Source organism: uncultured Chitinophaga sp. (assembly GCF_937874145.1).
Taxonomy (GTDB): domain Bacteria; phylum Bacteroidota; class Bacteroidia; order Chitinophagales; family Chitinophagaceae; genus Chitinophaga.
The window spans coordinates 1-24,808 of the sequence record NZ_CALNBI010000138.1; the positions used below are offsets into that span (position 1 = coordinate 1).

A 24,808-nucleotide genomic window follows, 5' to 3' on the forward strand; every position below is an offset into this window, starting at 1 on the left:
AGCCAGCGAAACGGCGAAATTCGGCCAGCCCGAAATCAAAATCGGCGTAATGCCGGGCGCCGGCGGCACACAACGCCTTACCCGCGCCGTTGGCAAAGCCCTGGCGATGGAAATGGTGCTCACCGGCAGGTTCATCTCCGCCGAAGAAGCCCTCGCCGCAGGCCTCATCAACCGCATTGCGCCCGTGGAGCTCTTCCTGGAAGATGCCTTCCGCCTCGCGGCCGATGTAGCCAAACAAAGCCCGCTGGCCGTGAAAATGGCCAAGGAATCCGTGCTCCGCGCCTTCGACAGCACCCTGGAAGAAGGCCTGCACTTCGAAAGAAAGAATTTTTACCTCCTCTTCGCGTCGGAAGACCAGAAAGAGGGCATGAAGGCTTTCATGGAAAAAAGAGAGCCCGTGTTCACCGGCAAATAACCATATAAAATCAAACGCGTATGCAAGTGCAACCTTTTGAACAGTTACTGGAAAACAACAAGGAATGGGCCGCGAGAATGGTAGCGGAAGATAAAGACTTCTTCCACCGCCTGCAGGATCAGCAAGCCCCCAAATTCCTCTGGATCGGTTGCTCCGACAGCCGCGTTCCGGCCGACCGTATCACCAACACCCAACCCGGCGAAATCTTCGTTCACCGAAACATCGCCAACATGGTGGTGCATACCGACATGAACCTCCTTTCCGTCCTGGAATACGCAGTGAAAGTCCTCGAAGTGGAACACATCCTTGTCGTAGGCCACTACGGCTGCGGCGGGGTAAGAGCCGCCATGGGGAACCAGAACCTCGGTATCATCAACCCCTGGCTGAAACACATCAAAGACGTATACCGCTTTCATAAAGATGAAATTGATGCGCTGGAAACACCCGATCAGCAAGTAGACCGCCTCATCGAACTGAATGTGAAAGAGCAGGTGATGAACCTCGCCAAGACGATCGCCGTTCAGGAAGCATGGCACAAACATAAAAGGCCTTACCTGCATGGCTGGGTGTACGGCCTGAGCGACGGGCTCATCAACCCCGTTTTCGATATGGAGCCAGGCCAGCACTTTGACCCGCTCTACGAATACAACCTGTAAAGCCGAAGCACATGAAATATGGATTGCTGCTGCTGGCCACCCTCGCGGTTGCCTGCCAGCCCCGGCAGAAGCCGGAAACCGGTTCCAGCCCGCCCGATTCCGTGGTCATGACGCCAACAGACACCATGATCACCATCACCGATACGGCCGTTGTGCCCGCGCTCGTGGAATCGTGGAAAACATTCGAACAGTATAACGGGAAATATGCCTCGGATGTGAAGCTCCTGCAAAAACAGCCGCTGAAAGAACGCCTGAAAGCCATACTGGGAGCGGAAGAAAAGGACTTCACCAACCGCTACGGCACCACGCCGCCCATCGAAGTCGATAACGGTATTCTTTTCAACGAAGGCTGCAAACCGCATAATTGCTCCGTGGAAGAAGCGGCGATCGCCATCGATATGAAAAAGGATGTGATCTATATCGGCATCGCGCGGGACAAGGTCGTGAAACTGTATGGTGAAAACGGGGATTCCGCATATCCGGACAAGCTCCTGCAATGGATGATGAAATTCGAATCCACCCAATAGAAAAAGCCCGGTATCGCTACCGGGCTTTTTTATGTGTTGCCAGTGTGTGATCACTTGAATTTGGACTTCAGCGCCAGCAATTTGGCCTGGAAGTCGTTCAGCGGTTCTTCCTTCGCGGGTTTGCGCTCCCTGCGCTGTCCGCCGCCACCGCCGCCGTTGCCGGATTGCGGGGCATTGTCTTTCATGGAAAGCGAGATACGCTTGCGCGCGATGTCTACCTCCAGCACGGTTACCGTTACTTTCTGGTTGAGTTTCACGGCTTCGTTGGGGTTGCTGATGAACTTATTGCTGAGGTGGGAGATATGCACCAGGCCGTCCTGTTTCACGCCGATATCCACGAACGCGCCGAAGGCGGTGATGTTGGTCACCACGCCGGGGAGCGTCATGCCGGGCTTCACGTCTTCCATCGACTTGATGCCTTCCGCATATTCGAAGATGGCGATCTCGTCGCGCGGGTCGCGGCTGGGCTTGGCGAGCTCCTTGAGGATGTCTTCCACGGTGAGCTGGCCGATCTCTTCGGTGATGAATTCCTTGATATTGATCTTTTTGCGGAGATCTTCCTTCCCCATCAGTTCTTCCACGCTGCATTGCTGTTTGGCGGCGATTTCTTCCACCAGTTTATAGCGTTCGGGGTGAACGGCGGAGTTGTCGAGCGGGTTGTCGCCATTCTCGATCCGGAGGAAGCCGGCGCACTGTTCGAATGCTTTATCGCCCAGGCGGGATACCTTTTTCAGTTCCTGGCGGTTTTTGAAGGCACCATTCTCTTTGCGGTATTTCACGATGTTTTCCGCCAGGGAAGGGCCGAGGCCCGAGATGTAGGCGAGCAGGTGTTTGGACGCGGTGTTGAGGTTCACGCCCACGTTGTTCACGCAGCTCACTACCACGCGGTCGAGGCTTTGCTTGAGGTGGCTCTGGTTCACGTCGTGCTGGTACTGGCCCACGCCGATGGCTTTCGGATCGATTTTCACCAGTTCGGCGAGGGGATCGATGAGCCTGCGGCCGATGGATACGGCGCCGCGCACGGTCACGTCGTGGTCGGGGAACTCTTCACGCGCCACTTCGGAAGCGGAATACACGGAGGCGCCGCTTTCGTTCACCATGAACACGTTTACTTTCTTGCCGAAGTCGAGCTTCTTGATGAACTCTTCGGTTTCGCGGCCTGCAGTACCATTGCCTACGGCGATGGCGGCGGCGTCGTATTTCTGCACCCAGGTTTTGAGCAGGTGCTCGGCGTCCTGGGCTTTGTAGTTCTTTTCGAGGGGGAAGATGACGTCGTTGGCCAGGAGGTTGCCCTGGTTGTCGAGCGCTACGGTTTTACAGCCGGTGCGGTAGCCCGGGTCCACCGCTATCACGGCTTTAGGGCCGAGGGGCGCGGCGAGGAGCAGCTGGCGGAGGTTCTCGGCGAATACGTCGATCGCTTCGGTATCTGCTTTTTCCTTGGCTACGGAGCGGGATTCGTTCTCCAGGGAGGGGCGGAGCAGTCGCTTGTAAGCATCGTCGGCAGCTTTGGCTACCTGCTGGCTGGCAGGGCCGTTGCCGGTCACGAACTGCTTGTGCACGATGCCTTTGGCTTCTTCTTCATCCGGCGCGATGTTACCGAACAGTATGCCTTCCGCCTCGGCGCGGAGGATGGCCAGCACGCGGTGGGAGGGGATGGAAGTCAGTTCTTCGTTGAAATCAAAGTAATCCTTGTATTTCACGCCGTCGGTTTCCTTGCCCTCGATCACTTTTGAGCTGAACTTGGCGGTATGGGTGAAGAGCTTGCGGAGTTTGTCGCGCAGTTCTGCGTTTTCGTTGATACGTTCTGCGATGATGTCGCGCGCGCCTTTGAGCGCTTCGTCTGTACTGGCCACCTGTTCATTGATAAACGCTTTGGCGGCTTCGTCGATATCGCCGTCCTGCTGCAGCAGGAGCGTTTCGGCCAGGGGCTCGAGGCCTTTCTCGATGGCCTGCGTGGCGCGGGTCTTGCGTTTAGGTTTATAAGGAAGATAGATGTCTTCCAGCTCGGCGAGCACCCAGGTGGCATTGATCTTTTCCTCCAGCTCGGGGGTGAGTTTGCCCTGTTCGCCGATGGTCTTGATAATGGTGGCCCTGCGGTCGTCCACTTCCTGGTAGCGTTTGCCCAGGTCCTCTACCTTTCCGATCTGCACCTCGTCCAGGCTGCCCGTCTGCTCTTTCCGGTATCGGCTGATGAAGGGGACGGTGGAGCCTTCAGACAAAAGGCGCATGGTATTCTCAGCCTGCCCCATCGAAATGTTCAGTTCGGCAGAAATGAGCGCCACGTGTTTCGGATTCATATCAATACGTTTTGTGATTTTTCTAAGGCCGCAAATCTAACCAAATTGGCTGTTCAAGCAAGAAAAAGAAATTAACACCATCACCCGCCGCCAACCCCCGAATCCCGATTTTCCATTATTTTTCCGTTTCTTAGCAGCGGAACATTCACATTTATTGTTATGCAGCCGGACCAAGCTTTTAACAGATTATTGCAGATAATGGACGACCTGCGGGAAAAATGCCCCTGGGACAGGAAGCAAACCATGCTCTCGCTGCGGCAGCTTTCCATCGAGGAACTGTACGAACTGGCGGACGCCATTACCGACGAAGATTATAAAGGAATCAAAGAAGAACTGGGCGATCTGCTCCTCCATATCGTGTTTTACGCCAAAATCGGCTCCGAAAAACAGCAATTCAACATTACCGACGTCATCAACGGGGTGTGCGAAAAGCTTATCTCCCGGCATCCGCATATTTACGGCGACGTAAAAGTGGAGAACGAAGACGAAGTGAAGCAGAACTGGGAAAAGCTGAAGATGCGGGAAGGAAAGGAATCCGTACTCAGCGGCGTACCCAAATCGCTGCCCGCCCTCGTGAAAGCGATGCGGCTGCAGGACAAGGCCCGCCAGGTAGGCTTCGAATGGGAGAATAAAGAACAGGTGTGGGCGAAAGTGGAGGAGGAAACCGCGGAATTGCAGGAAGCGATCGGCCAGCAGGATCAGGACCAGGTGGAAGCCGAGTTCGGCGACCTGATGTTCGCCCTGGTCAATTACAGCCGGTTTTTGGGGATTGATGGCGAAAACGCCCTGGAGCGCACGAACAAAAAATTCATCGCGCGCTTCCGAAAAATGGAAGAAATGGCCGCCGGCCAGGGCCGCAAGCTCACCGATATGGACCTCGCGGAAATGGACGGCCTCTGGAATAAAATCAAGGAAGGCGAATAACAGACATGCTGGATATCAAGGAAATACGGCTATTCTTCCTCCGGAACGGCTACCTGCTCATCATAGCGGCCTGGCTGTTCACGTTCGCGTTCCTGTTCAATAACTACTGGAGTTACTATTCTTCCCCACACGGCGTCCAGCGCAGCCTGGAAAACGATATTCACAGCCGGCAGGAAGATTTCCGGGAGCTCACGGCCGACACCGCCGTGGTGAACAGCCTCTTCCGCGGCGATTACAGCCGCGAAACCCTTGAAGAAACCTATGGTGAAAGCTACCATGTTTTCGCCTACGACTCCACCGAAGCAGGCACCCGGCTGCGGTTCTGGAGCACCAACACCGTGGAGCCCCCGCCCCCCAACACCACCACGCCCGCAACGAGCTTCCGGAAAATGGCCAACGGGTGGTATGTGGTCCTCACGCACCGGCCCGCCCCCCACCAGTGGCTGGTAGGATTGCTTCCGGTAAAAGAGGAATTCGCCATCAACAACGATTACCTCGGCTCCTCCTTCTACGGCCGCCCCGCCATCGGGCCGGAATATACCATCCAGCCCAAACCGCCGGGATTGCCCGTCGTGGATGCGGATAAAGGCATTCTTTTCTACCTCCACTACGACCCCGCCAAATCAGACGCCGCACCCAGCCTGGCGAGTGTGCTCCTGCTGACCCTGGGCGTGATCTGCGTGTTCATATTCATCAATCTCTTTGCCTCGCTCATGGCGCGGAAGCTCACGCCAATCTGGGGGTTTCTCTTCCTTTTCGTGGTAGTGCTCACGTTCCGGGTGCTGACGTACCTGTACCCGTTCCCCATCGACCTGGGAACGCTTAACCTCTTCCAGCCCACGATCTACGCGAAGGATGATGTGTTCAAGTCGTTGGGAGACTTGTCCCTCAACGTATTGCTCACCTTCTGGCTTATTTTGTTCTTCCGCCAGCACGTGCGCACCATTCACCCGCCCGTACTCCGGAAAAAGTGGCAGGGCTGGCTGATCATCGGGGCCTGCTCGACCTCGTCCGAAGCCTCGTGATCGACTCCAAGATCTCCTACGACGTTACCAACTTCTTTTCCCTCAACGAATACAGCGTGATCGGCAGCATGAGCCTCGGATTCATCGCCATCAGCTTCCTGTTCTTTTCCCAGATCGTCAATTACCTCCTCAACCAGCTCACCGATTTCCAGTACAAGACCAAATACATCTCCCTGGCGCTTGTGGGCCTGGTGTGGCTCGCTTTCCGTTACAACCTGACCGATTTCAGCGCCTCCGTAGTGCTGATGTTGTGGCTGCTGGCGTATGTGGCCATACTCGACTGGCTGGAAACCCGTTTCAGCGGTAATTCCGCGTCACTGCCGTTTATCATGTGGATGCTGATGATGACGGTCACCACCTCCGCGGTGCTCGTGTATTACAACAACCAAAAGGAACTGAGCACCCGCATGCGGGTAGCCGAAAACCTCTCCAAGCAGCGCGATCCCTACATGGAAACGCTGCTGAATGACGTGGGCGACCGCCTCATCCAGGACCCTGAGGCCCAGGCCTTTTTCCGGCATCCCACGCGTGAAGGGCGCAGGCGGCTGGATGCCATGCTGCGGGAGAAATATTTTGCCCGATACCTGAACCGCTTCAATGTCCTGTTTTATACTAACGACCTGCAGAACCGGATCATGGGCAACACGCTCTCGCATGTGCTGGGCGAAGACCTGTATTACGACGAACGCAGCTTTCGCGACTATAGCTATATCGGTAAAAAAGAGTTTCCCGGAACGGAAGGGGCGCCCGTCGGGTACCTGTTCTTTGAAGTGCGCTCCGAACCCGAAATAGCACAAACCGACCGGCTCTATCCCGAATTGCTCATCGACGGCAACCGCCTCGACGGGCAAGAGAACACCACTCAGTATTCCTGGGCCGTATACGATAAGAACATCCTGGTGACCAACCACGGCAACTACGCTTTCAAAACCCGGCTGGGCGCGGCGGAAGTGCCGCTGGCGGATGTGGTGTACGAAGACGAGGCCGATCATTCCCTGCTGTTTTACAAAGCGTCGAAAGATAAGCTGGTGGTGGTGGTGAAGAAGACGAGGAACTTCCTGGAATTCATCACCCTGTTCGCTTACATGTTCTGCCTTTTCCTGCTGATTATCGCGATATACAGCCTGGTAGACCTTTTGGTAAGGGCGCGCCTCCAGATGTCGAATATGCGGGCCATCCTGAAGGTGAGCATCCGGACGAAGGTGCAGACCACGATCATCTTCGCCGTGGCGTTTTCGTTCCTCGCACTGGGCCTTGCTACTATTTTGTTCTTCATCAACCGGTACCGCGCGCAGAACGCGCAAAAGCTCAGCGAAACGGTGCAGAGCATCGGCAAGGATATGGAGGAGGTGTTCTACAACCACCGTCAGTTCGACGATCTGGACATGATTTACGATTCGATCTTTTCCACCCGCCTGGCATCTTCCGTGGCCGATATTGCACGGGAACACAATGTGGACATCAATATTTACGATACCGAAGGCAGGTTGCAGCTTAGCACGCAACCGTTGATGATCGAGAAGGGATTGCTGTCGCCGGGCATGAATCCCATGGCGCTGTACCAGCTTTCGCAGCGCAGCCGCATCCAGTTTATCCAGGAGGAGAAGATCGGGCGGATGGGCTATATCAGCAGCTATGTACCCATGCGCAGCCAGGGTGAGGTGTTCGCCTTCCTGAACGTGCCTTACTTTGCCACCGAAAACGAACTGCGGCAGCAGATTTCGACGTTCCTCGTGGCGCTGATCACGATCAATGCCTTTATCTTTTTGATGGCAGGCATCCTGGTGCTATTGATCTCCAATACCATCACCAAATCCTTCTCCCTCATCACCGAAAAGCTGCGCAGCGTGAACCTCGGGCAGCACAACGAGGCCATCAGCTGGGATACCGACGACGAAATCGGACTGCTGGTGAACGAATACAACAAGATGGTGCAGAAGCTGGAAGTGAGCGCCGCTATGCTGGCCAAAAGCGAGCGGGAGGGCGCCTGGCGCGAAATGGCGCGGCAGGTGGCGCACGAGATCAAGAACCCGCTGACGCCCATGAAACTCAGCATCCAGTACCTGCAACGCGCCATCGCCAACGACTCCCCTGACGTAAAAGCCCTTTCCAGGAATGTGGCCAATACACTGGTGGAACAAATCGAGCACCTGTCCAACATTGCGTCCGACTTCGCGGCGTTTGCCCATATCACAAAAGTCAACAACGAAGTTTTTTCCCTCAGCGAAGTGCTGCAATCGCTTACTTCGCTGTATATGAGCAGTCCTGAGTGCCATATCTACTTCGGCCGGCAGGACAAGCCCTATCTCATCGATGCGGACAAGACGCAGATCAACCGTGTGTTCACGAACCTGTTGCAGAACGCTATCCAGGCGATCCCGGAAGGGCAGGAGGGGCATGTGGCAATCAGCATGAGGGAAGAAGGGCCGCATTGGGTGGTGGTGGAAGTGATCGACAATGGCACCGGCATCCCGCCGGAGGCGCAGGAGAAGATTTTCGTGCCGAACTTCACGACCAAGTCTTCGGGTACGGGGCTTGGCCTGGCGATGAGCCGGAACATCGTGGAGCAGGCGGGCGGCGAGATCTGGTTCAAGACTTCCCCGGGCATGGGCACCACTTTCTTCGTAAGGCTGCCCCTGGTGGCCGATCAGCAGGATTATAACGCCTGATCGCGCCATTCAGTGCAATAAAAAAAGGGCGCCGTTACCGGAGCCCTTTCGAATGAATTAGGTGTGTCTGTTGCAGGTATAACTTACGCTTCGGGTGTCACCACGAAGCTTTCGCGGATTTTTTCGAGGAGTTTGGTGCGGATCATCTGTTCGGCCAGCACGATCATGTTGGAGAAAGCGCGTTCGCCGGAGATGCCGTGACCGATAATAACGGGTTCGGATACGCCCAGTACGGGAGTGCCGCCGTATTGCTCGAAATCGAAGCGGTCGAGGTATTCGTCTTTGATATTGCGCCTTACGGCGATATCATGGAAGGATTCGGCGAGTTTGAGGACCACGTTGCCGGTGAAACCTTCGCAAACGATCACGTCCGCGGTGTTTTTAAAGACGTCGCGTCCTTCTACGTTACCAACGAAATTGACGAGGGGATTTTCTTTGAGGAGGGGATAGGTGGCCTGCGCGAGGAGGTTGCCCTTTCCTTCTTCTTCTCCGAGGTTCAGGAGGCCGATCTTCGGATTGTCTACTCCCTGGATGTACTTGGCATAGAGGGAGCCGAGGATGGCGAACTGAACGAGGTTCTCAGGTTTGCAGTCGGCGTTGATGCCCACATCCAACAGGAGGCCGGTAGAGCCGTCTTCCCGGGGCAGGATGGTGGAAATGGTGGGCCGCTGGATGCCTTCGATGACCTTAATGGAGTAAATGGCGCCTACCATCATTGCCCCGGTGTTGCCGGCGCTGATGAAAGCGTCAATCTTTTTGTTTTGCAGGAGATGGAAGCCGATGGAGATGGAAGAATGCGGCTTTTCCTTTAAAGCTTTGGTAGGATGTTCATTCATCCCGATTACCTGGGATGAATGAACAACGGTATATCTTGACTGGTCTAACGCTGCTTCTGTGAGGAGGGGTGTTAAGGCCTGCTCATCACCAATCAACATCAGATGTGCATCAGATGCTTTGCTTAAAAATAACTTAACTCCTTTTACTGCTTCTGCGGGGGCATAATCGCCGCCCATCATATCAAGCCCGATTCTCATGAACTGTGTTTTGTCTTGTGTGCTCGGGGGTAAAATTAGTAAAAATTATTATTTAGCAGCAGCTTGTTTTTCCAAAACAACTTTTCCTTTGTAGAACAGTTTGTTCTCTACCCAATGAGCACGGTGTCTCAGGTGCACTTCGCCGGTAGCGCTGTCGGTGCTTAAAGTTTCAGCAAATGCCTTGTAATGTGTTCTTCTCTTTGCTGATCTTTGTTGCGAGTGTCTGCGTTTAGGATTCGGCATCTTATTTAATTTTTAAAATTGAATACGTTTTTAATTATCCCTGAACTTTTCCAACCCTTTCCAGATCGGATTGGCCTGTTGTTCGTCCTGTTGTTTCATTTTTTCCAACATCTCCAGCACTTTCGGGTCGCACCCGCTCTTCCCGCCGGCGTCGTCCGGATGGATGCGCTGCATGGGAATGGCCAGGTTGATGAACTCGTAAATGAAGCCGGCCACGTTCAGGTGGCTTTCCGTCCGGCTGATATACGTCACATCCGGATCCTCATCGGCGCTCATCTCCTCCGGGTTGTCCACCAGTTTGATCACCTGGTTGAAATCGTCCCAGAGCTGCAGCTCGAAAGGCTGACCGCAACGATCACAAGTAACTGTCAGCCTGCCCCCCACTTCAAACTTCAACAGGAAAAATCCCGCTTTCTTATCCAGTGTAAGGTTGACTGTGGCGTGACAATCGGAAAAATCCGGCTCGGCGCCCAGCTTCTCGAAAAAATTGCCGTCGATCTGATATTGGAATGTATGCACCCCGGGCGTCAGACCTACAAAAGCTATGTCAAATTCGCGGAGTTGCTTCATATCAAAATCCTCCCTTTTAGAGGGATGCAAAGGTAAACAAATATTTCCAAAAGCAAAAATTTCCTACTTTTGTTGATTCTCAGGCTAATATTATATAACAAAATATATAAAAATGTCAGATATTTACAGCTAGTAAGTTGCGCCATTTTTGCTAACTTCATATCGCGCTCTGCATCACCATTTTTTGCACATGCCTCATGAAATCCTTCAGTTCCCCCTATTCCCCCGAAGATATGTCAGATAAAGACAGAATAGGCCGGACACACCCAAAGAACTCACTTACTGTACCCCCGAACGCCGGGGGAGCACCCCCCATTTTCGCACTTTCCATCGCCGTTTTCCTCCGCAACACCAACGCCGGCGTACTCGTCACCGACGAAAAACACCGCTTTGTCTGGGGGAACGACGTTTTCATGGAATATTTCCAGTCCGGGACATACAAAGGTAACCAACTTGACCTTAGCTTCCGGGCCATGACCGCCCATTTTGCCGCAGAAGTATATGATCCCGGGGCGTTTGAGCTGAAAATGAAAGAGTTGAGGCGGAAAAGAAAACCCTTCTTCGGATGGGAAATCCCCTTCCGCAATGGCCGTATCTTCGAAATCAGCTATATGCCCGTGTACGACGGCCCCCGGTTCGCCGGCTCCATCTGGCAGATCGTGGACGTCACCCGCCACCGGCAGGCCGCCGAAGAGCTCCGCCGCGTCGATGAGAAATACCGCGTCATCCTCGACAACCTAAACGCCGCCCTCTGCGAAACCGACCTCGAAGGGAAGATCGTTAAAGTGTACGACAGCTTCTGCCGCCTTTCCGGCTACACCGAAGAAGAGCTCATCGGCAACAACATCACCGACATCTTTGTGCCCGAAGAAAACCGCGACTACGCCCGCAACCTCCGCCGGTACCGCGTGGAAAAGAAAGTGGCCTTATTATATGATATGGAGATCGTCGTGAAAGACGGTACCCGCAAATGGGTGATCGCCAGCTCCGGTAATATCTACGATCGCGACGGCAAGGCCGTCGGCGGCGTAGGCATCCATATGGACATCACCCCCCAGAAGCAGCTGCAGCGGGAGCTCGAAGTGGCCAAGCAGGCCGCCGAGGAAGCCCAGCGTACCCAAAAGGAGTTCCTCGCCAACATGAGCCACGAAATCCGGACGCCCCTCAACGCGATCATCGGGATGGCCCACCTGCTGGAAGAAACCGCCCTCAACGACGAACAAAAAGAATACATCAAAATACTCAAGCACTCCTCCGGCATCCTCCACGGCCTTATCACCGATATCCTCGATATCTCCAAGATCGAAGCCGGCAAACAGGAAGTGCACCCCCGCGAATTCGACCTCCGCGAACTGGTCCAGAGCATGAAGCACACCTTCCAGATGAAGCTCGGGCAACGGCCGATCCAGGTGACCGTGGAGCTTGACAAACGTATCGATTCGCTCCTCATCGGCGACGATATGATTTTGAACCAGATCCTCATGAATTTGTTAGGTAATGCGGAAAAATTCACCAAGGAGGGTGAAATTGCCATAAAAGTGAGCCTCGAAGAGCTCCAGGCCAACGCGCTCTGGCTCCGCTTCCAGGTTTGTGACACCGGGATCGGTATCCAGCACGACAAACTGGAACTGATCTTCCAGAACTACAAGCAGGCGGAAAAAGACATCCGCGAGCGCTACGGCGGTACGGGCCTCGGACTGGCCATCGCCAAACAACTGGTGGAACTGCAGGGCGGGCGGATATCCGTGGAGAAAGGAGGGGAGTACAACACCTGTTTCACCTTCACGCTGCCGTTCATCGACACCCGGCGTTCCGCGGCGCGGCAAGGCGGGCAGGATATAGAAAACAAATACGCCCGCATCGATTTCGGGCAGGCCAGGGTGCTGGTGGTGGAAGACAACCCCATGAACCTCAAGTACATCCTCAGCCTCCTCGAAAAATACAGGATCAACTACCAACTGGCCACCAACGGCCCCGACGCGCTCTATTTCCTGGAATCCAAGCAGTTCGACCTCGTGCTGATGGACATCCGGATACCGGGAATGGACGGCTTCGAGCTGGCCCGCAAGATCCGGGAAGACGAATCGCGGCCCAATGTGGCCACCCCCGTGATCGCCACCACCGCCACCGCCATGCCAAGCACGCTCGCCATGGCCAGGAACATCGGAATAACGGAAATACTGACGAAACCTTATACTCCCGACCAGCTGTTGCAGGTGCTGAACAAGTACCTCAACGAAGACGAAACCGAAATCATTATGGAAGTGCAAAATATAAGCGGCTACGAATTTCACCCCGACCTGGATGTCAAATACCTAAACACGCTGTACGAAAGCAACATCGGGTACGCCATCGATCTGTTCGACATTTATGTGCTCACCATCCGCGACGAGCTGGTGAAGATCCGCAAAGTGGCGGATGCGGGCGATTGGGAAACCCTCCGTTTCCAGGTCCATAAGATCAAGCCCAACTTCTCCATGGTAGGGCTCACCTGGATCACCACCAAACTGGAGGCCATGGAAAATCTCCTGCGCCACAACGAAAACCTCGAAACCATCCCCGCCCTCCTCGGCGAAATCATGGAAGAAGTCAACGGTTTCTTTCCCATCATCGAAAATGAATTGCAGAAAATGCAGGCCTTCATGGCCGGCGGCGGCCAGATTTAGTTGAACTGCTCCAGCGCCTCTTTCACATCGGAATAGTAACTGCCCCCGAAAAGATTGAGGTGTACCAGCAGGGGATACAACTGGCAGAGCGGCAGCCTTTCCTGCCATCCCTGCTCCAGCGGGTGGATGGCCTGGTAGGTGTAATAAAACCGCGTGTCGAACCCGCCGAAAAGGCGCGTCATCGCCATGTCCATCTCCCGGTGGCCGAAATACACCGCCGGGTCGAAGATGCAGGCGCGGCCGTTCTGCGCCACAAGGAAATTACCGCTCCACAGATCGCCGTGCAACAGCGCGGGCGGCTCTTCGGGGAAAAGCTCGGGTAGCCTGCGGCAGAGTTTCTCGAGCCGCTGCATCAGCTGGCTGTCGAGCCGGTGATTGTCGAACGCCATTTTCGCCAGCGGGAGCAGGCGGTTCATGGCATAGAAAACGGCCCAGCTGGAATAGGGCGTATTGTATTGTTTGATGGAACCGATGTAGTTGGAAGTATTCAGCCCGAACCAGGGGCGCGTTTGCTGGTGCATCCTCGCCATCGAAGCGGCGAAGTTCTCCCAGAAATCCGGTGAGGCGGCGCCTTTCTCCACGTATTCCGTTACCAGGAAAGCGCGGTTGCCGGCCACGCCGTTGCAGACGGGGCGGGGCACCGAAATCACTTCCGGATGGCGCAGTTCTTCCAGCCCGCACATTTCCCGCGTGAACATTTCCGGGTGCCTGGCGGCATCGTTCAGTTTGAGAAAGAAACGGCCCTGCGTAGTGTCTATGCGAAAAGTTTCGTTGATATCTCCCCCGTGTATCCGCTCTGCGTGAATTATCTGTAATTTCACGGAGAGTTGAAGATGGGTGGTGAGGGATTTTTCAAGTTCCTGTTGAATGGTAAAGTCTAACATGTTCCTTTCGCTTACACTTAAAAATGGAAAAAGAATACCGGTTCGGAAAACCTATCATATCAATAGCGCTCGGGCTGGCGGGCATCTTCCTGCTGACCTGGGCGGTCGCGGTGGACGGATGGCTGGCAGGGATCTACTTTCATAGGTGGTACGATTTCATCAGTACGCTGTTCAGAAAGTTGTTCGGTCGATTCACGGGCAGCATAGGCGATGTAATTTACTGCGTTTGGGTTATAATAGGGATTATTTTTTTATTAAAATCAATCTGGCGGCTCTTCACGGCGCAATGGAAAGCCCTGGGATACGGGCTCCTGAAGGCCGTTTCGTCCCTTTGCTGGCTGTATTTCTTCTTCCTGCTTTTCTGGGGCGCTCATTATCAACGCAGTTCGATGGTGAAGGAACTGGGGTTCGACGTGCAGCCGTACACGAAAGCAGACCTCTACCTCCTCGCCGATACGCTCGTCAAACTCACCAACCGCGATAAAGCCGCGCTCCAGGCGCTGCCTTCCGCAACCGATACCCTGCCCCGCCAGGTATTCGCCGATGCCGCTAAGGCTTACGGCGAACTGGCGAAGCTGCAGCCTTCCCTGCGATATCACATCCCCTCCATCAAAAAATCCATGTTCGGGCATTACCTCAATTACCTGGGCGTAACGGGATACCTCAACCCCTTCACCAACGAAGCCCAGGTCAACACGACGGTCCCGGCCTTCCAGGTGCCGTTCGTTACCTGCCACGAGATCGCCCACCAGCTGGGTTTTGCACCCGAAGAAGACGCCAACTTCATCGGTTACCTTGCCGCCAGCCGCTATCCCGATCCCCGGTTCCAATACGCCGCCAATTTCGAAATGCTGCTCTACACCGTGAGGCGCCTCGCCAGGAGAGACCCTCCGCTCGCACGCCTCGTATGGAACAAAACACACCCCGGCATCCGGGCAGACGCACAGCGGCTCATCGACTTCTACCGCAAATTCGAAGGCCCGGCCGACGACCTCTCCGCCATCTTCTACGATTCCTACCTGAAAGCCAACAACCAGCAACACGGCATCCGCAGTTACAGCGAAGTTGTGGGCTGGTTGATGGATTACTACCGGATCAAAGGATAGATCGCCTTATAGTGATACTGGCAGGAATATTCGAATTCGGCGGAGGTAAATGGTTCCGTGGCAAATACACCGGTCTGGTGACTGTTCAGGGAAATTTTTGCCGGCAGGCCATGCTGGTTGTACGTGGTTACCGGTAACGAATTGTTCTGGCTGAAATCCCTGTCCAGGAACTGCCAGATAGGGTGCAGCCGGCGGTAACTGATCTGCTGGTCATAACCACTGATCGTAATGAAATTGGAATATCCATCCACCTGTTCCTCGATCTTCACCAGGTTGCCGGCGGCATCGTAGCTGTACAACCGGATCATGTAAACAAACGGCCTTCCATACGTGTCGGTAGACCGGATGATACGGTTTTGGTGATCGTAAGCATATGTGGAAATGTTACGGACGTCGAGCTCCGTTCTGCCGGCGGCCGGGATAGGCCTGTAATCGGGGCTTATGTCGCCGAAGGCGTAAGTGGTGTCCACAACGATCCTGTTTTTGTGGTCATGATGGTAGCGATGCCAGGTGTCAAAAACGGAGTGGTCGTTATAGACGCCGTAAAAATCAGTCAACCTTCCCCGCTGGTCATATCTGAAATAATAGTTGGGGGAAGAAGTCCCTATCACACTGCGGGTGATGCTGACCGGGTCGCCTTTTCCGTTGTAGGTAAAAATGAAGGAATCGGGCAGGTAACTGATGCCCAGGATACCGGAGATTTTCGTGATGCGGCATTCCAGGTTGTCCGCAGGCGGGTGGGGATCTTTTTGACAGCCATGGAGGACCAGGGCCAATGCCAGTGCACAGGCAGGCAGAATGAACGTTACTTTCATACTTATGGGTTTTGAGGGTTAATGACGGTGCTGTAGCAGGGAGGCGGTTAACGGGACTAAGGGGTCTTTCTGTAACTAATGTAGGGCAATTTGTTGTTTGAAATTCGGCTGGTGAGGTGGGAGGTATGATTGATCCGTGTCAAATGTCGGATGGGTTGCCGGAGATGAAAATCCGGTGGTAGGATACATGGGGAAGCCACCGCGCGCGCATCTCACCCTGTGAGGGCAAGATGCGCGTGGCGGTATATCAGTTCATCATCAGCACATTCACGCTGCGCTGGAGGATGTTGAAAGCGATTTCGGCCATGAGGTTTTCACGGTCAAGCGTAGGGTTTACTTCGGTGATCTCGAAGCAGCAGATTTTGCGGTGCTGCATGAATTTTGAAATGAGGTCTTCGGCCTCGCGCTCGCGCAGCCCGTTGCTGACAGGGGTGCCGGTGCCGCGGGAGATGGACGCGTCGAGGCTGTCGACGTCGAAGGAGACGTAAATGTACTCGCAATCGTGCAGGTAACGGAACACGCTCCTGGCCACGGCTTCCGCGCCTTTGCGGCGGACTTCGTTGGTGGTGATCACTTTCATGCCGTATTTGCGGATGAGGTGGTCTTCCTCTTTTTCGTAGTCGCGCAGCGAAATGAAGACGATATCTTCCGGCAGCACTTTGGGAGCGATCTTGCCGAGGTTTTTGAGCTGTCCCCAGAGTTTGACGGTGTTATCGTCGAGCTCATGGACCTTGTTCTCGATATTGTCTTCCGCGATGGAAGCGGCGAGGGGCATGCCGTGCATGTTGCCGGAGGGCGTGGTGTATGGGGTGTGCAGATCGGCGTGCGCGTCGATCCAGATCACGCCCAGTTTGGCTTTGGGCCTGGCAAGTTTGAGGCCGGCGATGGTAGCGCCGGCGGTGCTGTGGTCGCCGGAAAGCACGACGGGGAACCAGTTTTGTTTGATCGTGTCGCAAACGGATTTGCTGACGCGCTCATACATGTTGATGGTGCCCTTGATGCGTTTGGCGTAAGGGGATTCGATCGGTTCGAACAGCAATTTGTTTTCCGTTTCGATTTCTTCCGTGGGGAAGTGGACGAAGAAATTGCTCATGAAATCAAGTGCAGCAATCTTGATCGCGTCTACTCCCAGGCTGGCGCCGCGTGTGCCTGCGCCAATTTCGGATTTGACTTCAATGATCTTGATATTTTTCATACAATGTTTTGGTGCGGGCCGCTGAAGCGGGATCTTAGCCGAGGATGCTCCGGCCGATCACGATGCGCTGGACTTCAGACGTGCCTTCATAGATCTGTGTTATTTTGGCGTCGCGCATGAGGCGCTCAACGTGGTATTCTTTAACATAACCGTAACCGCCATGGACCTGTACGGCTTCAGTGGCTACCCACATGGCGGTTTCGGAGGCGAATACCTTGGCCATGGAGCCGCTCAGGGTGTAGTCGATGTGGTTGTCCTTTTCCCAGGCGGCACGGAGGCAGAGGAGGCGGGCGGCTTCGATTTTGGTGGCCATGTCCGCCAGTTTGAACTGGATCGCCTGGTGCTGGGATATTTCCTTGCCGAAAGCTTTCCTTTCCTTACTGTATTTCAACGCCAGTTCGAAGGCGCCGCTGGCGATCCCCAGCGCCTGGGAGGCAATGCCGATACGGCCGCCGCCCAGCGTCTTCATGGCGAATTTAAACCCGAACCCGTCTCCCCCGATCCGGTTTTCCTTCGGCACCTTCACGTCCTGGAACATCACGCTGTGCGTGTCGCTCCCGCGGATGCCGAGCTTGTTTTCCTTCGCGCCGAGCGTGATGCCCGGAGAATTCTTTTCTATAATGAGGCAATTGATGCCCTTGCTGCCCAGTTCGGGATGCGTTTGCACCATCACCAGGTACACGCTCGCCGAATTGGCGTTGGTGATCCAGTTTTTGGTGCCATTCACGAGGTAATGGTCGCCCTTGTCTTCCCCGATGGTACGCTGGGAAGTAGCGTCGGACCCGGCTTCAGGCTCGCTCAGTAAAAAGGCGCCGATGATCTCGCCTTTGGCCAGCGGAACGAGGTATTTCCTTTTCTGTTCTTCGTTGCCGAATGTTTCCAGCCCCCAGCAAACCAGGGAATTATTCACGCTCATCACTACCGAGGCGCTCGCGTCTATTTTAGATATCTCTTCCATCGCCAGCACGTACGAGATCGTGTCCAGCCCGGCGCCACCATACTCGGGGCTTACCATCATGCCGAGAAAGCCCAGCTCTCCCAGTTTCTTTACCTGCTCCGCCGGAAATTTCTGCTGCTCGTCGCGCTCAATCACGCCGGGCAATAATTCATTCACCGCAAAATCCCTCGCCGCTTTCTGTATCATCAGATGTTCTTCCGTTAACTGAAAATGCATGTTCTATTGAATTTTAAAGAAGATTGTTGGTGCTTACAAACCTATCTTAAAATAGGCACCTAAAAAAATCAGTGCGGCAGAATTAAAAACTCACGCAATTTTCTCCCGTATTGTTGAATATTTTAATAATAACTCCCCCGGTTTATTGGAGGAATTCCTGTTGCTACCTGTCCGTAAGTCAGAAAAGTCTATTATTTTTGTAGGATGATGGCAGTGAATTTACCCAACTACCACCATGTGCTCGGACAGTGCCAACCCTTCCATGCACAGCTGGTAGCCGTATCAAAAACCAAACCTGCTGAATCTATCCGCGCCCTCTATGATGCCGGCCAGCGGATATTCGGCGAAAATTACGTGCAGGAAATGGTGGAAAAGGAAGGCCTTCTTCCCAAAGACATCCAGTGGCATTTCATCGGCCACCTCCAAAGCAACAAGGTAAAATACATCGCTCCCTTCGTGAGTATGATCCACGGTATCGACAGCTTCAAGCTCCTCCAGGAAGTCAATAAGCAGGCCGCCAAAAACGGCCGGACTATCGATTGCCTCCTGCAGGTGCACATCGCCACCGAGGAAACGAAATTCGGCTTCAGCGAAGCGGAACTGGAAACCGTGCTGGAACAATCCGTCACCCTTCCCAATATCCGCATCGCAGGCCTGATGGGAATGGCCAGCAATACCGACGACCTGGCGCAGGTGCGCAGCGAGTTCCGCCGGCTGAAGGAATTGCAGGTGGCTGCCAAGGCAAAGTATTTCCCCGTAACCGACGAATTCCGCCAGCTCTCCATGGGCATGAGCGGCGACTATACGATAGCCCTGGAAGAAGGCAGCACGCTGGTCCGCATCGGCAGCCTGCTGTTCGGCGCCAGGAATTACGCACAAAAACAATAGCATGAAAAAACTCCTACTGATAGCCGCCGTGGCTTTTAGCGCCTGCACGCCCACGCGCCAGGCCGGGCTCACCAAGGGCCCCTGGCAGGCCCAGCTGACGAGGGCCGACGGCGGACAGATCGTCTTCAACTTCGAAGTGGCGGACAGCGCCGGCTCGCAGGTAATTTACGTGACCAATGCCGGCGAACGGATGCGCGTCGATGAAGTGCGGATGCAGGAAGACTCCGTTTTCATCCGCATGCCTTTCTTTGACTCCGAATTCAAAGCGGAAGTGTACTTCAACGGCAGCCTGCAGGGGAAGTGGATACGCCACCTGGCCGATAAGGACGTGGATATCGACTTCTACGCGCAGCCCGGGAAATCTGAACGCTTCGCCGTAACCAAACCCGCTACCCGCAACGTAACCGGCCGCTGGCCCACCTGGTTTTACGAAGGCCCCGGGTCGGATAGCACTTACGCCATTGGTGAATTCGTGCAAACAGGCAGCCAGGTGACGGGCACCTTCCTCACCACTTCCGGCGACTATCGTTACCTTCAGGGCGTGGTGGACGGGGACTCCCTGAAGCTGTCGACCTTCGACGGGTCGCATGCCTACCTGTTTACGGCGCTGGTCGAAAACGATTCCACCATCAGCGGCGGCCAGTTCCTGGCGGGGATTACCGCCCGGCAGCAGTTTTCCGCGCGGAAAGACAGCAGCGCCCGCCTCCAGGACGCCACCACGCTCAATACGGTGAAGGAGCCGGGCACAACGCTCGATTTCAAGTTCCCGGACCTGAACGGGCAAACGGTTTCCATTAAAGACGAGCGTTTTAAGAATAAAGCGGTGATCGTGCAGGTGTCGGGCTCCTGGTGCCCCAACTGCATGGACGAAACGGCATACCTGAGCGAGTGGTACAAGCAGAATAAGGACCGTGGCGTGGAGATCGTTATGCTGGCCTATGAGCGCACGACGGATTTTGAGAAGTCGAAAAAAGCGGCGGAAGGGTTCGCAAGGAAATTTGGCGTGACTTATCCGGTGCTGATTACGGGCGTAACGCCCGCTGATCCGCAGAAAACGGAGAAGACGCTTCCGCAGCTGACGGGGCTGAAGGGCTTCCCGACGACCATTTACCTGGACCGGAGCGGCAAGGTGGTGGAGGTGCACACCGGGTTTAACGGTCCGGGTACCGGCGAGCATTACGAGGCGTACAAGAAGGAATTCAATGCATTGATGGACCGGTTGCTGCAATAGGCCGATCTTTAAATTTCAGGATAAAACCGGGCGTTTACGCGTCCGGTTTTTTTAATTTCTCCGGAAACCTGAGATATTCTCTCCCTTTCGGAGATATTCTCGCCCTTTAAAAATTGCCGGGTCCTTTACAGCCTTTAGTTTTGTGAATAGTACATGGAACACGGCTCCGAAAAGCCCAATATTGTTTGTTATACTTTCTAGAACTGTGTTCTGATTTCATGAACTTTGTTATAGTTTTACAAAACGGAGGAAATGGTAATTCTCTCAAAGAAAGCGTTGCGCGAATTTGCGCACAGGCATCCTCTTGCCTATGAAGGGCTAAAGAGGTGGTATGACGAAGTAAAGAAAGCGGACTGGCGGTGTTTTGCGGATATGCGGCAGACATTCGGTTCGGCAGACGGAGGGGCCGGTTTGTATTTAATGTTGGCGGCAACAGATACCGGGTGGTGGCGATGGTGAATTTTGCGGTGCGGACGGTGTATGTGCTGTTTGTGGGGACGCATGAGGAGTATGACCGGTGGAATGTATTACAGGACTTTTCTAAAAACTGAAGTATATGTCGATAATCATTCAAAGCAAGAAGGAATACCATGCTGTGATGGTGGAGATCTATCGCATGATGGACCGTGGTGAGGATGACCTCACTGCGGAGGAGCTGCGTTCGCTGGCCGAAATGACGGTGGCGGCGGAGCGTTTTGAGGACGAAGCGATGGCGTCTTTCCCGTTACGGAAGCCGAAATCGATCCGGGAGGCGGAGGAACTGAAGATGTTTGAAATGAAGATAACGCAGGCGAAGCTGGCGGAAATGCTGGGGATGGCGAAATCCAAGTTGTCGGAGATCCTGACGGGGAAGCGCCAGCCGGACGTTGCTTTTCTGAAGGCATTGCATATGCAGTTGAAGATGGATGCGGCGTTTTTGCTGGAGCATGCCTGATAGGAAAAGCTGGGGAATCTTTTTATATTTCGGGGTTTAAGAATAAGATTTCACGTATGAAAAGATCCCTTGTTGTACTGGGGGCGCTGCTGCTGGCGGTGCCGGTATTTGCCCAGCAGGCTTTCCGCAAGGCCGCTACGCCCGCGTCCGCCGGTTTTTCGGCAGACCGCCTTCACCGGATAGATAGTTTCTTTGAAGCTGCCGTGGCGCAGGGCCTCGCGCCGAATGCCGTCACCTTTATCGCCCGGAAGGGGCAGATCGTGCATCATAAGGCATTTGGTTTCAGTAACCTGGAAAAGAAAACCCCGGCGCGGACGGACGATATCTTCCGCATCGCCTCGCAGACCAAGCTGGTGACCACCGTAGCCGTGCTCATGTTGTATGAGGAAGGGCGCCTTTTCCTGGACGATCCCATCTCCAAATTCCTGCCGGAGTTCAGGGATGTGCAGGTCCTCGAAAAGGATGGCAGCACCCGCGCCCCGAAAACCGCGCCCACTATCCGTCACCTGCTCTCGCACTCAGCGGGCATTCCCTATCAGCACCCTACGGTGAAGGAGCCCAATATTTACCTCAGCGACCTCAAGGGGCTAACGATGGAAACCCTCGTTCAGCAGATCGCCAAACGCCCGCTGGTGCACGAGCCCGGGGAGCAATTCACTTACGGCTATAATACCGATGTGGCGGGTAGGATCGTGGAAGTGATATCGGGCAAGTGCCTGAAGGATTTTTTCCACGAAAGGATTTTTGCTCCCCTCGGCATGCACGATACCTATTTCTACCTGCCGCCCTCCAAAGCCGGGCGCCTCGTGGAATTGTACGCCAAAGGGCACATCGATTCACCGCTGACGGTTCATGGGAGCATATCCAACCGTACATATCCCGTGGCCGGCAAGCAAACGCTCTTCCTCGGAGGAGCGGGGCTGGTGAGCACGGCGGCAGATTATGCCCGGCTCTGCCAGTTGATCCTGAACGGAGGGAGTTTTAACCATGTAAGGCTGCTGTCGCGCAAGACGGTGGACCTGATGGGCCGCAACCAGATTGGCGGCAGCTTCGTGTGGGACCGGAACGACAAGTTCGGCCTGGGCCTGCAGATCATCACGGAAGACTCGCGCTACGGCGACCAGGCCAGCCCCGGCTCCCTGACCTGGGGCGGCGCCTATTGCTCCGAGTACACCATCGATCCTAAAGAAGGCATAATCATGCTGGTATTCACGAATGTGAGCCCTTACGCCTGGTACGGGGACTTCGTCCGCAAGTTCAGGATCCTGGCTTACGGGGCGCTGGAGTAGCGGATACGGTTTCGAAATAAAAAGAATTGTCTGGAATTTGTCATGTCGCAGGTGGCGTGTGCTAAAATATAAAAGGGCCGTACCATTCCGGTACAGCCCTTTCAAAATGATTGCAGTCGGCTAGAACTCGTTCTTCCACATCATGGATTCCACGGGGCGAACGGTGCGGCCGTTGTATTTGGCGTTGCCTTTTTTATTGTAGAAAGTTTCGATCTGCCCTTCCACCACGAAGTAAATGAGCTGGCCGATGGGCATGCCGGCGTAGATCCGGACGGGCTGGGCGCAGGAGATCTCCAGCGTCCAGGTGTTGCAGAAGCCTACGTCGCCTTTGCCGGCGGTGGCATGGATATCGATGCCCAGGCGGCCGGTGCTGCTTTTGCCTTCCAGGAAGGGCACATGGGCGTGGGTTTCGGTGTATTCATGCGTTACGCCGAGGTAGAGCGTGTTGGGCTGCAGCACGAAGCCTTCTTCGGGAATCTCGAAATGCACGATCTCATTGTGCCGGCGGGCGTCCAGCACACGGTCCGCATACGTAGCCAGGTATTTGCCCAGGTGCACGTCGTACGAGTTGGTACCGAGGTATTTCCGGTCGAAGGGGCTGATCACGATGGTGCCCTTTTCAATTTCTTCCAGAATTCTTTTGTCAGACAAGATCATGCGTGATGGTGTTTAGGTTAGGCCGGTTGCTTAATTCCCGTTAAATTCGCGTTTAAGCGGCGAATTTATGGCTTTAATACGAACGATACAAATCGATCCGGCCACCCGGCTGGGAGTGTGGAAAATTGGTGAAGAAGAAGGGTTTTTCAGGGAGAGGGTGAATATCGACCCCGGCGTTCACCATCCCCACAAGCGCCTCCAGCATTTCGCGGGGCGTTACCTCCTCGTGGAGCTCTTCCCGGAGCTGCCCGTTCATGAAATCCGGATCCTCGACAGCCGGAAACCTTATATTCCGGGAAATCCTTATTATTTTTCCATCTCGCATTGCGGCGATTTTGCCGCCGCCATCGTGAGCACCCGCGAGCATGTAGGCATCGATATCGAAAACGTGCAACCGAAAATCGGCCGCGTAGCCCACAAGTTCCTCGCCGAACGCGAACGGCAGTTCATCTCCGGCATCAGCCGGCTCGAACATCAAACCGTTTGCTGGTCGGCCAAAGAAGCCGTATACAAATGGTACGGCCTCGGCGGGCTCGACTTCAAAGCCAACATGCAGCTCCAGGCCTTTCCGCTCCAGCAGGCGGGAATGCTCGTCTGCGACTTCCTTAAGGAAGACCGTATGGCCTGCCTGAACCTGCAGTACATCATCGACAATAACCTATGCCTCGCCTGGACGGCCGGGGAAAACAAACAACCGAACCAGCAATGAAAATCTTTCTCTTGGGGTTTATGGGAGCCGGAAAATCCTATTGGGGCAAACAGCTCGCCGAACATTGGGGGCTCCCTTTCTTCGATCTCGACGATATCATCGTTGAAACGGAAGGCATGCCCGTAGCCGATATCTTCAATACCAAAGGCGAAAACTACTTCCGCGAACTGGAAAGCCGCCTGCTGCGCGAACTGGCGCTCGATAACGACCGCTTCCTGATTTCCTGCGGCGGCGGAACGCCCTGCTTCTCCGATACCATGGACTTCATGAACGAGCACGGCAAAACGATCTGGCTCAATCCTTCGGTAGGCGTGATGGTGGAACGGCTGCTGCGCAAACAGCACAAGCGCCCCCTCATCCAGGACCTTACGCCGGAAGACCTCGCCGCCTTTACCGAAAAGAAATTGCTGGAACGCCAGCCTTATTATGAGCAAAGTCAGGTGATCATCAGTGACGATGAGGTATCTTTGGAGACTTTTGACAAACTGATCCACCATGCATAAATCGTTTTTAGTATGGGCGGCCGCCCTCGGCGCCCTCTCCGTAATCCTCGGCGCATTCGGCGCGCATAAGCTGAAAGAGCTCGTACCGCCTGAAACCGTGAGCACTTTCCAAACCGGGGTTACTTACCAGTTCTATCACGTGTTTGCACTGCTGGCGGTGGGTATCCTGTACGCACACATGCCTTCGCCGCAACTCGTATGGGCCGGGCGCTTCTTCCTGCTGGGCATCCTGCTGTTTTCGGGCTCCCTGTATATCCTGACCATGCTGAAAGCCACTGAAACCGTAGGCCTCCGCGGCATCGGCGCCATTACGCCCATCGGCGGCCTGCTCTTCATCGCCGGATGGGTCAGCCTGCTGATCGGCATCCTCAAAAAATAATTTCCGCATACCCGCCAT

General features: G+C 54.7%; 26 protein-coding genes. 17 read left to right on the forward strand and 9 right to left on the reverse strand.

Annotated features, from left to right (window positions below; genetic code table 11):
• From Q0510_RS06420 to Q0510_RS06430, 3 genes are all read left to right on the forward strand, one after another.
• Positions 1-415 (forward strand): enoyl-CoA hydratase-related protein (locus Q0510_RS06420; protein WP_298709304.1); only part of this gene is annotated, 415 nt, incomplete at its 5' end.
• 20 nt (positions 416-435) lie between these two features.
• Positions 436-1,071: a carbonate dehydratase gene (gene can / locus Q0510_RS06425; protein ID WP_298709306.1), complete on the forward strand. Its 636-nt coding sequence runs from the start codon at positions 436-438 to the stop codon at positions 1,069-1,071.
• 11 nt (positions 1,072-1,082) lie between these two features.
• A complete protein-coding gene (locus Q0510_RS06430) occupies positions 1,083-1,598 on the forward strand; it encodes a hypothetical protein (RefSeq protein WP_298709308.1) in 516 nt (171 codons plus the stop codon).
• Between the two features lie 50 nt (positions 1,599-1,648).
• Here Q0510_RS06430 and Q0510_RS06435 read toward each other — a convergent pair whose 3' ends face one another.
• Positions 1,649-3,895 carry a Tex family protein gene (locus Q0510_RS06435; RefSeq protein WP_298709310.1) on the reverse strand — a complete coding sequence of 749 codons (2,247 nt, stop codon included), beginning with the start codon at positions 3,893-3,895 and terminating at the stop codon, positions 1,649-1,651.
• Positions 3,896-4,054: 159 nt separating this feature from the next.
• On the opposite strand from Q0510_RS06435, the gene mazG reads away from it, so the two are divergent.
• Genes mazG through Q0510_RS06450 form a run of 3 tightly spaced genes read left to right on the forward strand, consistent with a single transcriptional unit; the run spans position 4,055 to position 8,513 of the window.
• A complete protein-coding gene (gene mazG, locus Q0510_RS06440) occupies positions 4,055-4,819 on the forward strand; it encodes a nucleoside triphosphate pyrophosphohydrolase (protein WP_298709311.1) in 765 nt (254 codons plus the stop codon).
• 5 nt (positions 4,820-4,824) lie between these two features.
• Positions 4,825-5,844 (forward strand): hypothetical protein, encoded by a 1,020-nt coding sequence (locus Q0510_RS06445; protein WP_298709312.1) that lies wholly within the window; start codon positions 4,825-4,827, stop codon positions 5,842-5,844.
• On the forward strand, positions 5,790-8,513 hold the full coding sequence (locus tag Q0510_RS06450) for a HAMP domain-containing sensor histidine kinase (RefSeq protein ID WP_298709315.1): 2,724 nt from the start codon (positions 5,790-5,792) through the stop codon (positions 8,511-8,513). Before Q0510_RS06445 ends, Q0510_RS06450 begins: the two co-directional genes overlap by 55 nt.
• An 83-nt stretch (positions 8,514-8,596) precedes the next feature.
• On the opposite strand, the gene plsX is transcribed toward Q0510_RS06450, so the two are convergent.
• From plsX to Q0510_RS06465, 3 genes are read right to left on the reverse strand one after another with little or no spacing between them, the layout of a single operon-like run.
• Positions 8,597-9,547, reverse strand: a complete 951-nt coding sequence (gene plsX / locus Q0510_RS06455) for a phosphate acyltransferase PlsX (RefSeq protein WP_298709317.1) — start codon at positions 9,545-9,547, stop codon at positions 8,597-8,599.
• A gap of 48 nt (positions 9,548-9,595) precedes the next feature.
• The gene (gene rpmF / locus Q0510_RS06460; protein ID WP_109698752.1) at positions 9,596-9,790 is read right to left on the reverse strand and encodes a 50S ribosomal protein L32; all 195 of its coding nucleotides are present in this window, start codon (positions 9,788-9,790) and stop codon (positions 9,596-9,598) included.
• A gap of 30 nt (positions 9,791-9,820) precedes the next feature.
• Positions 9,821-10,360, reverse strand: a complete 540-nt coding sequence (locus Q0510_RS06465) for a DUF177 domain-containing protein (protein ID WP_298709322.1) — start codon at positions 10,358-10,360, stop codon at positions 9,821-9,823.
• Positions 10,361-10,593: 233 nt separating this feature from the next.
• Here Q0510_RS06465 and Q0510_RS06470 point away from each other — a divergent pair, with 233 nt between their 5' ends.
• A complete protein-coding gene (locus Q0510_RS06470; protein WP_298709324.1) occupies positions 10,594-13,026 on the forward strand; it encodes a PAS domain S-box protein in 2,433 nt (810 codons plus the stop codon).
• Here Q0510_RS06470 and Q0510_RS06475 read toward each other — a convergent pair.
• Entirely contained in the window at positions 13,023-13,910 is an 888-nt protein-coding gene (locus tag Q0510_RS06475; RefSeq protein WP_298709326.1) for a fructosamine kinase family protein, read from the reverse strand. The genes Q0510_RS06470 and Q0510_RS06475 overlap by 4 nt on opposite strands.
• A 23-nt stretch (positions 13,911-13,933) precedes the next feature.
• Here Q0510_RS06475 and Q0510_RS06480 point away from each other — a divergent pair, with 23 nt between their 5' ends.
• A complete protein-coding gene (locus tag Q0510_RS06480) occupies positions 13,934-15,016 on the forward strand; it encodes a DUF3810 domain-containing protein (protein ID WP_298709328.1) in 1,083 nt (360 codons plus the stop codon).
• On the opposite strand, the gene Q0510_RS06485 is transcribed toward Q0510_RS06480, so the two are convergent.
• The 3 genes from Q0510_RS06485 to Q0510_RS06495 all read right to left on the reverse strand — a co-directional run bounded on the left by Q0510_RS06485 (position 14,998) and on the right by Q0510_RS06495 (position 18,200).
• Positions 14,998-15,831 carry a hypothetical protein gene (locus Q0510_RS06485; protein WP_298709330.1) on the reverse strand — a complete coding sequence of 278 codons (834 nt, stop codon included), beginning with the start codon at positions 15,829-15,831 and terminating at the stop codon, positions 14,998-15,000. The genes Q0510_RS06480 and Q0510_RS06485 overlap by 19 nt on opposite strands.
• Before the next feature lie 247 nt (positions 15,832-16,078).
• The gene (locus tag Q0510_RS06490) at positions 16,079-17,026 is read right to left on the reverse strand and encodes an arginase (RefSeq protein ID WP_298709331.1); all 948 of its coding nucleotides are present in this window, start codon (positions 17,024-17,026) and stop codon (positions 16,079-16,081) included.
• 34 nt (positions 17,027-17,060) lie between these two features.
• On the reverse strand, positions 17,061-18,200 hold the full coding sequence (locus tag Q0510_RS06495; protein ID WP_298709332.1) for an acyl-CoA dehydrogenase: 1,140 nt from the start codon (positions 18,198-18,200) through the stop codon (positions 17,061-17,063).
• Between the two features lie 204 nt (positions 18,201-18,404).
• Between Q0510_RS06495 and Q0510_RS06500 the strand changes: the two genes are divergently transcribed.
• From Q0510_RS06500 to Q0510_RS06515, 6 genes are all read left to right on the forward strand, one after another.
• Positions 18,405-19,088, forward strand: coding sequence for a YggS family pyridoxal phosphate-dependent enzyme (locus tag Q0510_RS06500; RefSeq protein ID WP_298709334.1), 684 nt, complete (start codon positions 18,405-18,407; stop codon positions 19,086-19,088).
• 1 nt (position 19,089) lies between these two features.
• Positions 19,090-20,319 (forward strand): TlpA disulfide reductase family protein, encoded by a 1,230-nt coding sequence (locus Q0510_RS06505; protein ID WP_298709336.1) that lies wholly within the window; start codon positions 19,090-19,092, stop codon positions 20,317-20,319.
• Between the two features lie 252 nt (positions 20,320-20,571).
• Positions 20,572-20,778, forward strand: a complete 207-nt coding sequence (locus tag Q0510_RS24845; RefSeq protein ID WP_366940992.1) for a type II toxin-antitoxin system HigB family toxin — start codon at positions 20,572-20,574, stop codon at positions 20,776-20,778.
• The gene (locus tag Q0510_RS24850; protein ID WP_366940993.1) at positions 20,703-20,870 is read left to right on the forward strand and encodes a type II toxin-antitoxin system HigB family toxin; all 168 of its coding nucleotides are present in this window, start codon (positions 20,703-20,705) and stop codon (positions 20,868-20,870) included. Before Q0510_RS24845 ends, Q0510_RS24850 begins: the two co-directional genes overlap by 76 nt.
• Positions 20,871-20,875: 5 nt before the next feature.
• The gene (locus Q0510_RS06510) at positions 20,876-21,253 is read left to right on the forward strand and encodes a helix-turn-helix domain-containing protein (RefSeq protein ID WP_298709338.1); all 378 of its coding nucleotides are present in this window, start codon (positions 20,876-20,878) and stop codon (positions 21,251-21,253) included.
• A 56-nt stretch (positions 21,254-21,309) separates the two neighbouring features.
• Positions 21,310-22,542: a serine hydrolase gene (locus Q0510_RS06515; protein WP_298709340.1), complete on the forward strand. Its 1,233-nt coding sequence runs from the start codon at positions 21,310-21,312 to the stop codon at positions 22,540-22,542.
• A gap of 120 nt (positions 22,543-22,662) precedes the next feature.
• Here Q0510_RS06515 and dcd read toward each other — a convergent pair whose 3' ends face one another.
• Positions 22,663-23,199 carry a dCTP deaminase gene (dcd, locus tag Q0510_RS06520; RefSeq protein ID WP_298709342.1) on the reverse strand — a complete coding sequence of 179 codons (537 nt, stop codon included), beginning with the start codon at positions 23,197-23,199 and terminating at the stop codon, positions 22,663-22,665.
• 67 nt (positions 23,200-23,266) lie between these two features.
• Between dcd and Q0510_RS06525 the strand changes: the two genes are divergently transcribed.
• Genes Q0510_RS06525 through Q0510_RS06535 form a run of 3 tightly spaced genes read left to right on the forward strand, consistent with a single transcriptional unit; the run spans position 23,267 to position 24,790 of the window.
• Positions 23,267-23,908: a 4'-phosphopantetheinyl transferase superfamily protein gene (locus tag Q0510_RS06525; protein ID WP_298709344.1), complete on the forward strand. Its 642-nt coding sequence runs from the start codon at positions 23,267-23,269 to the stop codon at positions 23,906-23,908.
• Positions 23,905-24,411 (forward strand): shikimate kinase, encoded by a 507-nt coding sequence (locus Q0510_RS06530; RefSeq protein ID WP_298709346.1) that lies wholly within the window; start codon positions 23,905-23,907, stop codon positions 24,409-24,411. Before Q0510_RS06525 ends, Q0510_RS06530 begins: the two co-directional genes overlap by 4 nt.
• Complete coding sequence (locus Q0510_RS06535; protein WP_298709348.1) at positions 24,404-24,790, forward strand: DUF423 domain-containing protein; 387 nt, start codon at positions 24,404-24,406, stop codon at positions 24,788-24,790. The genes Q0510_RS06530 and Q0510_RS06535 overlap by 8 nt, the downstream gene beginning before the upstream one ends.
• The last annotated feature ends 18 nt before the right edge of the window (positions 24,791-24,808 follow it).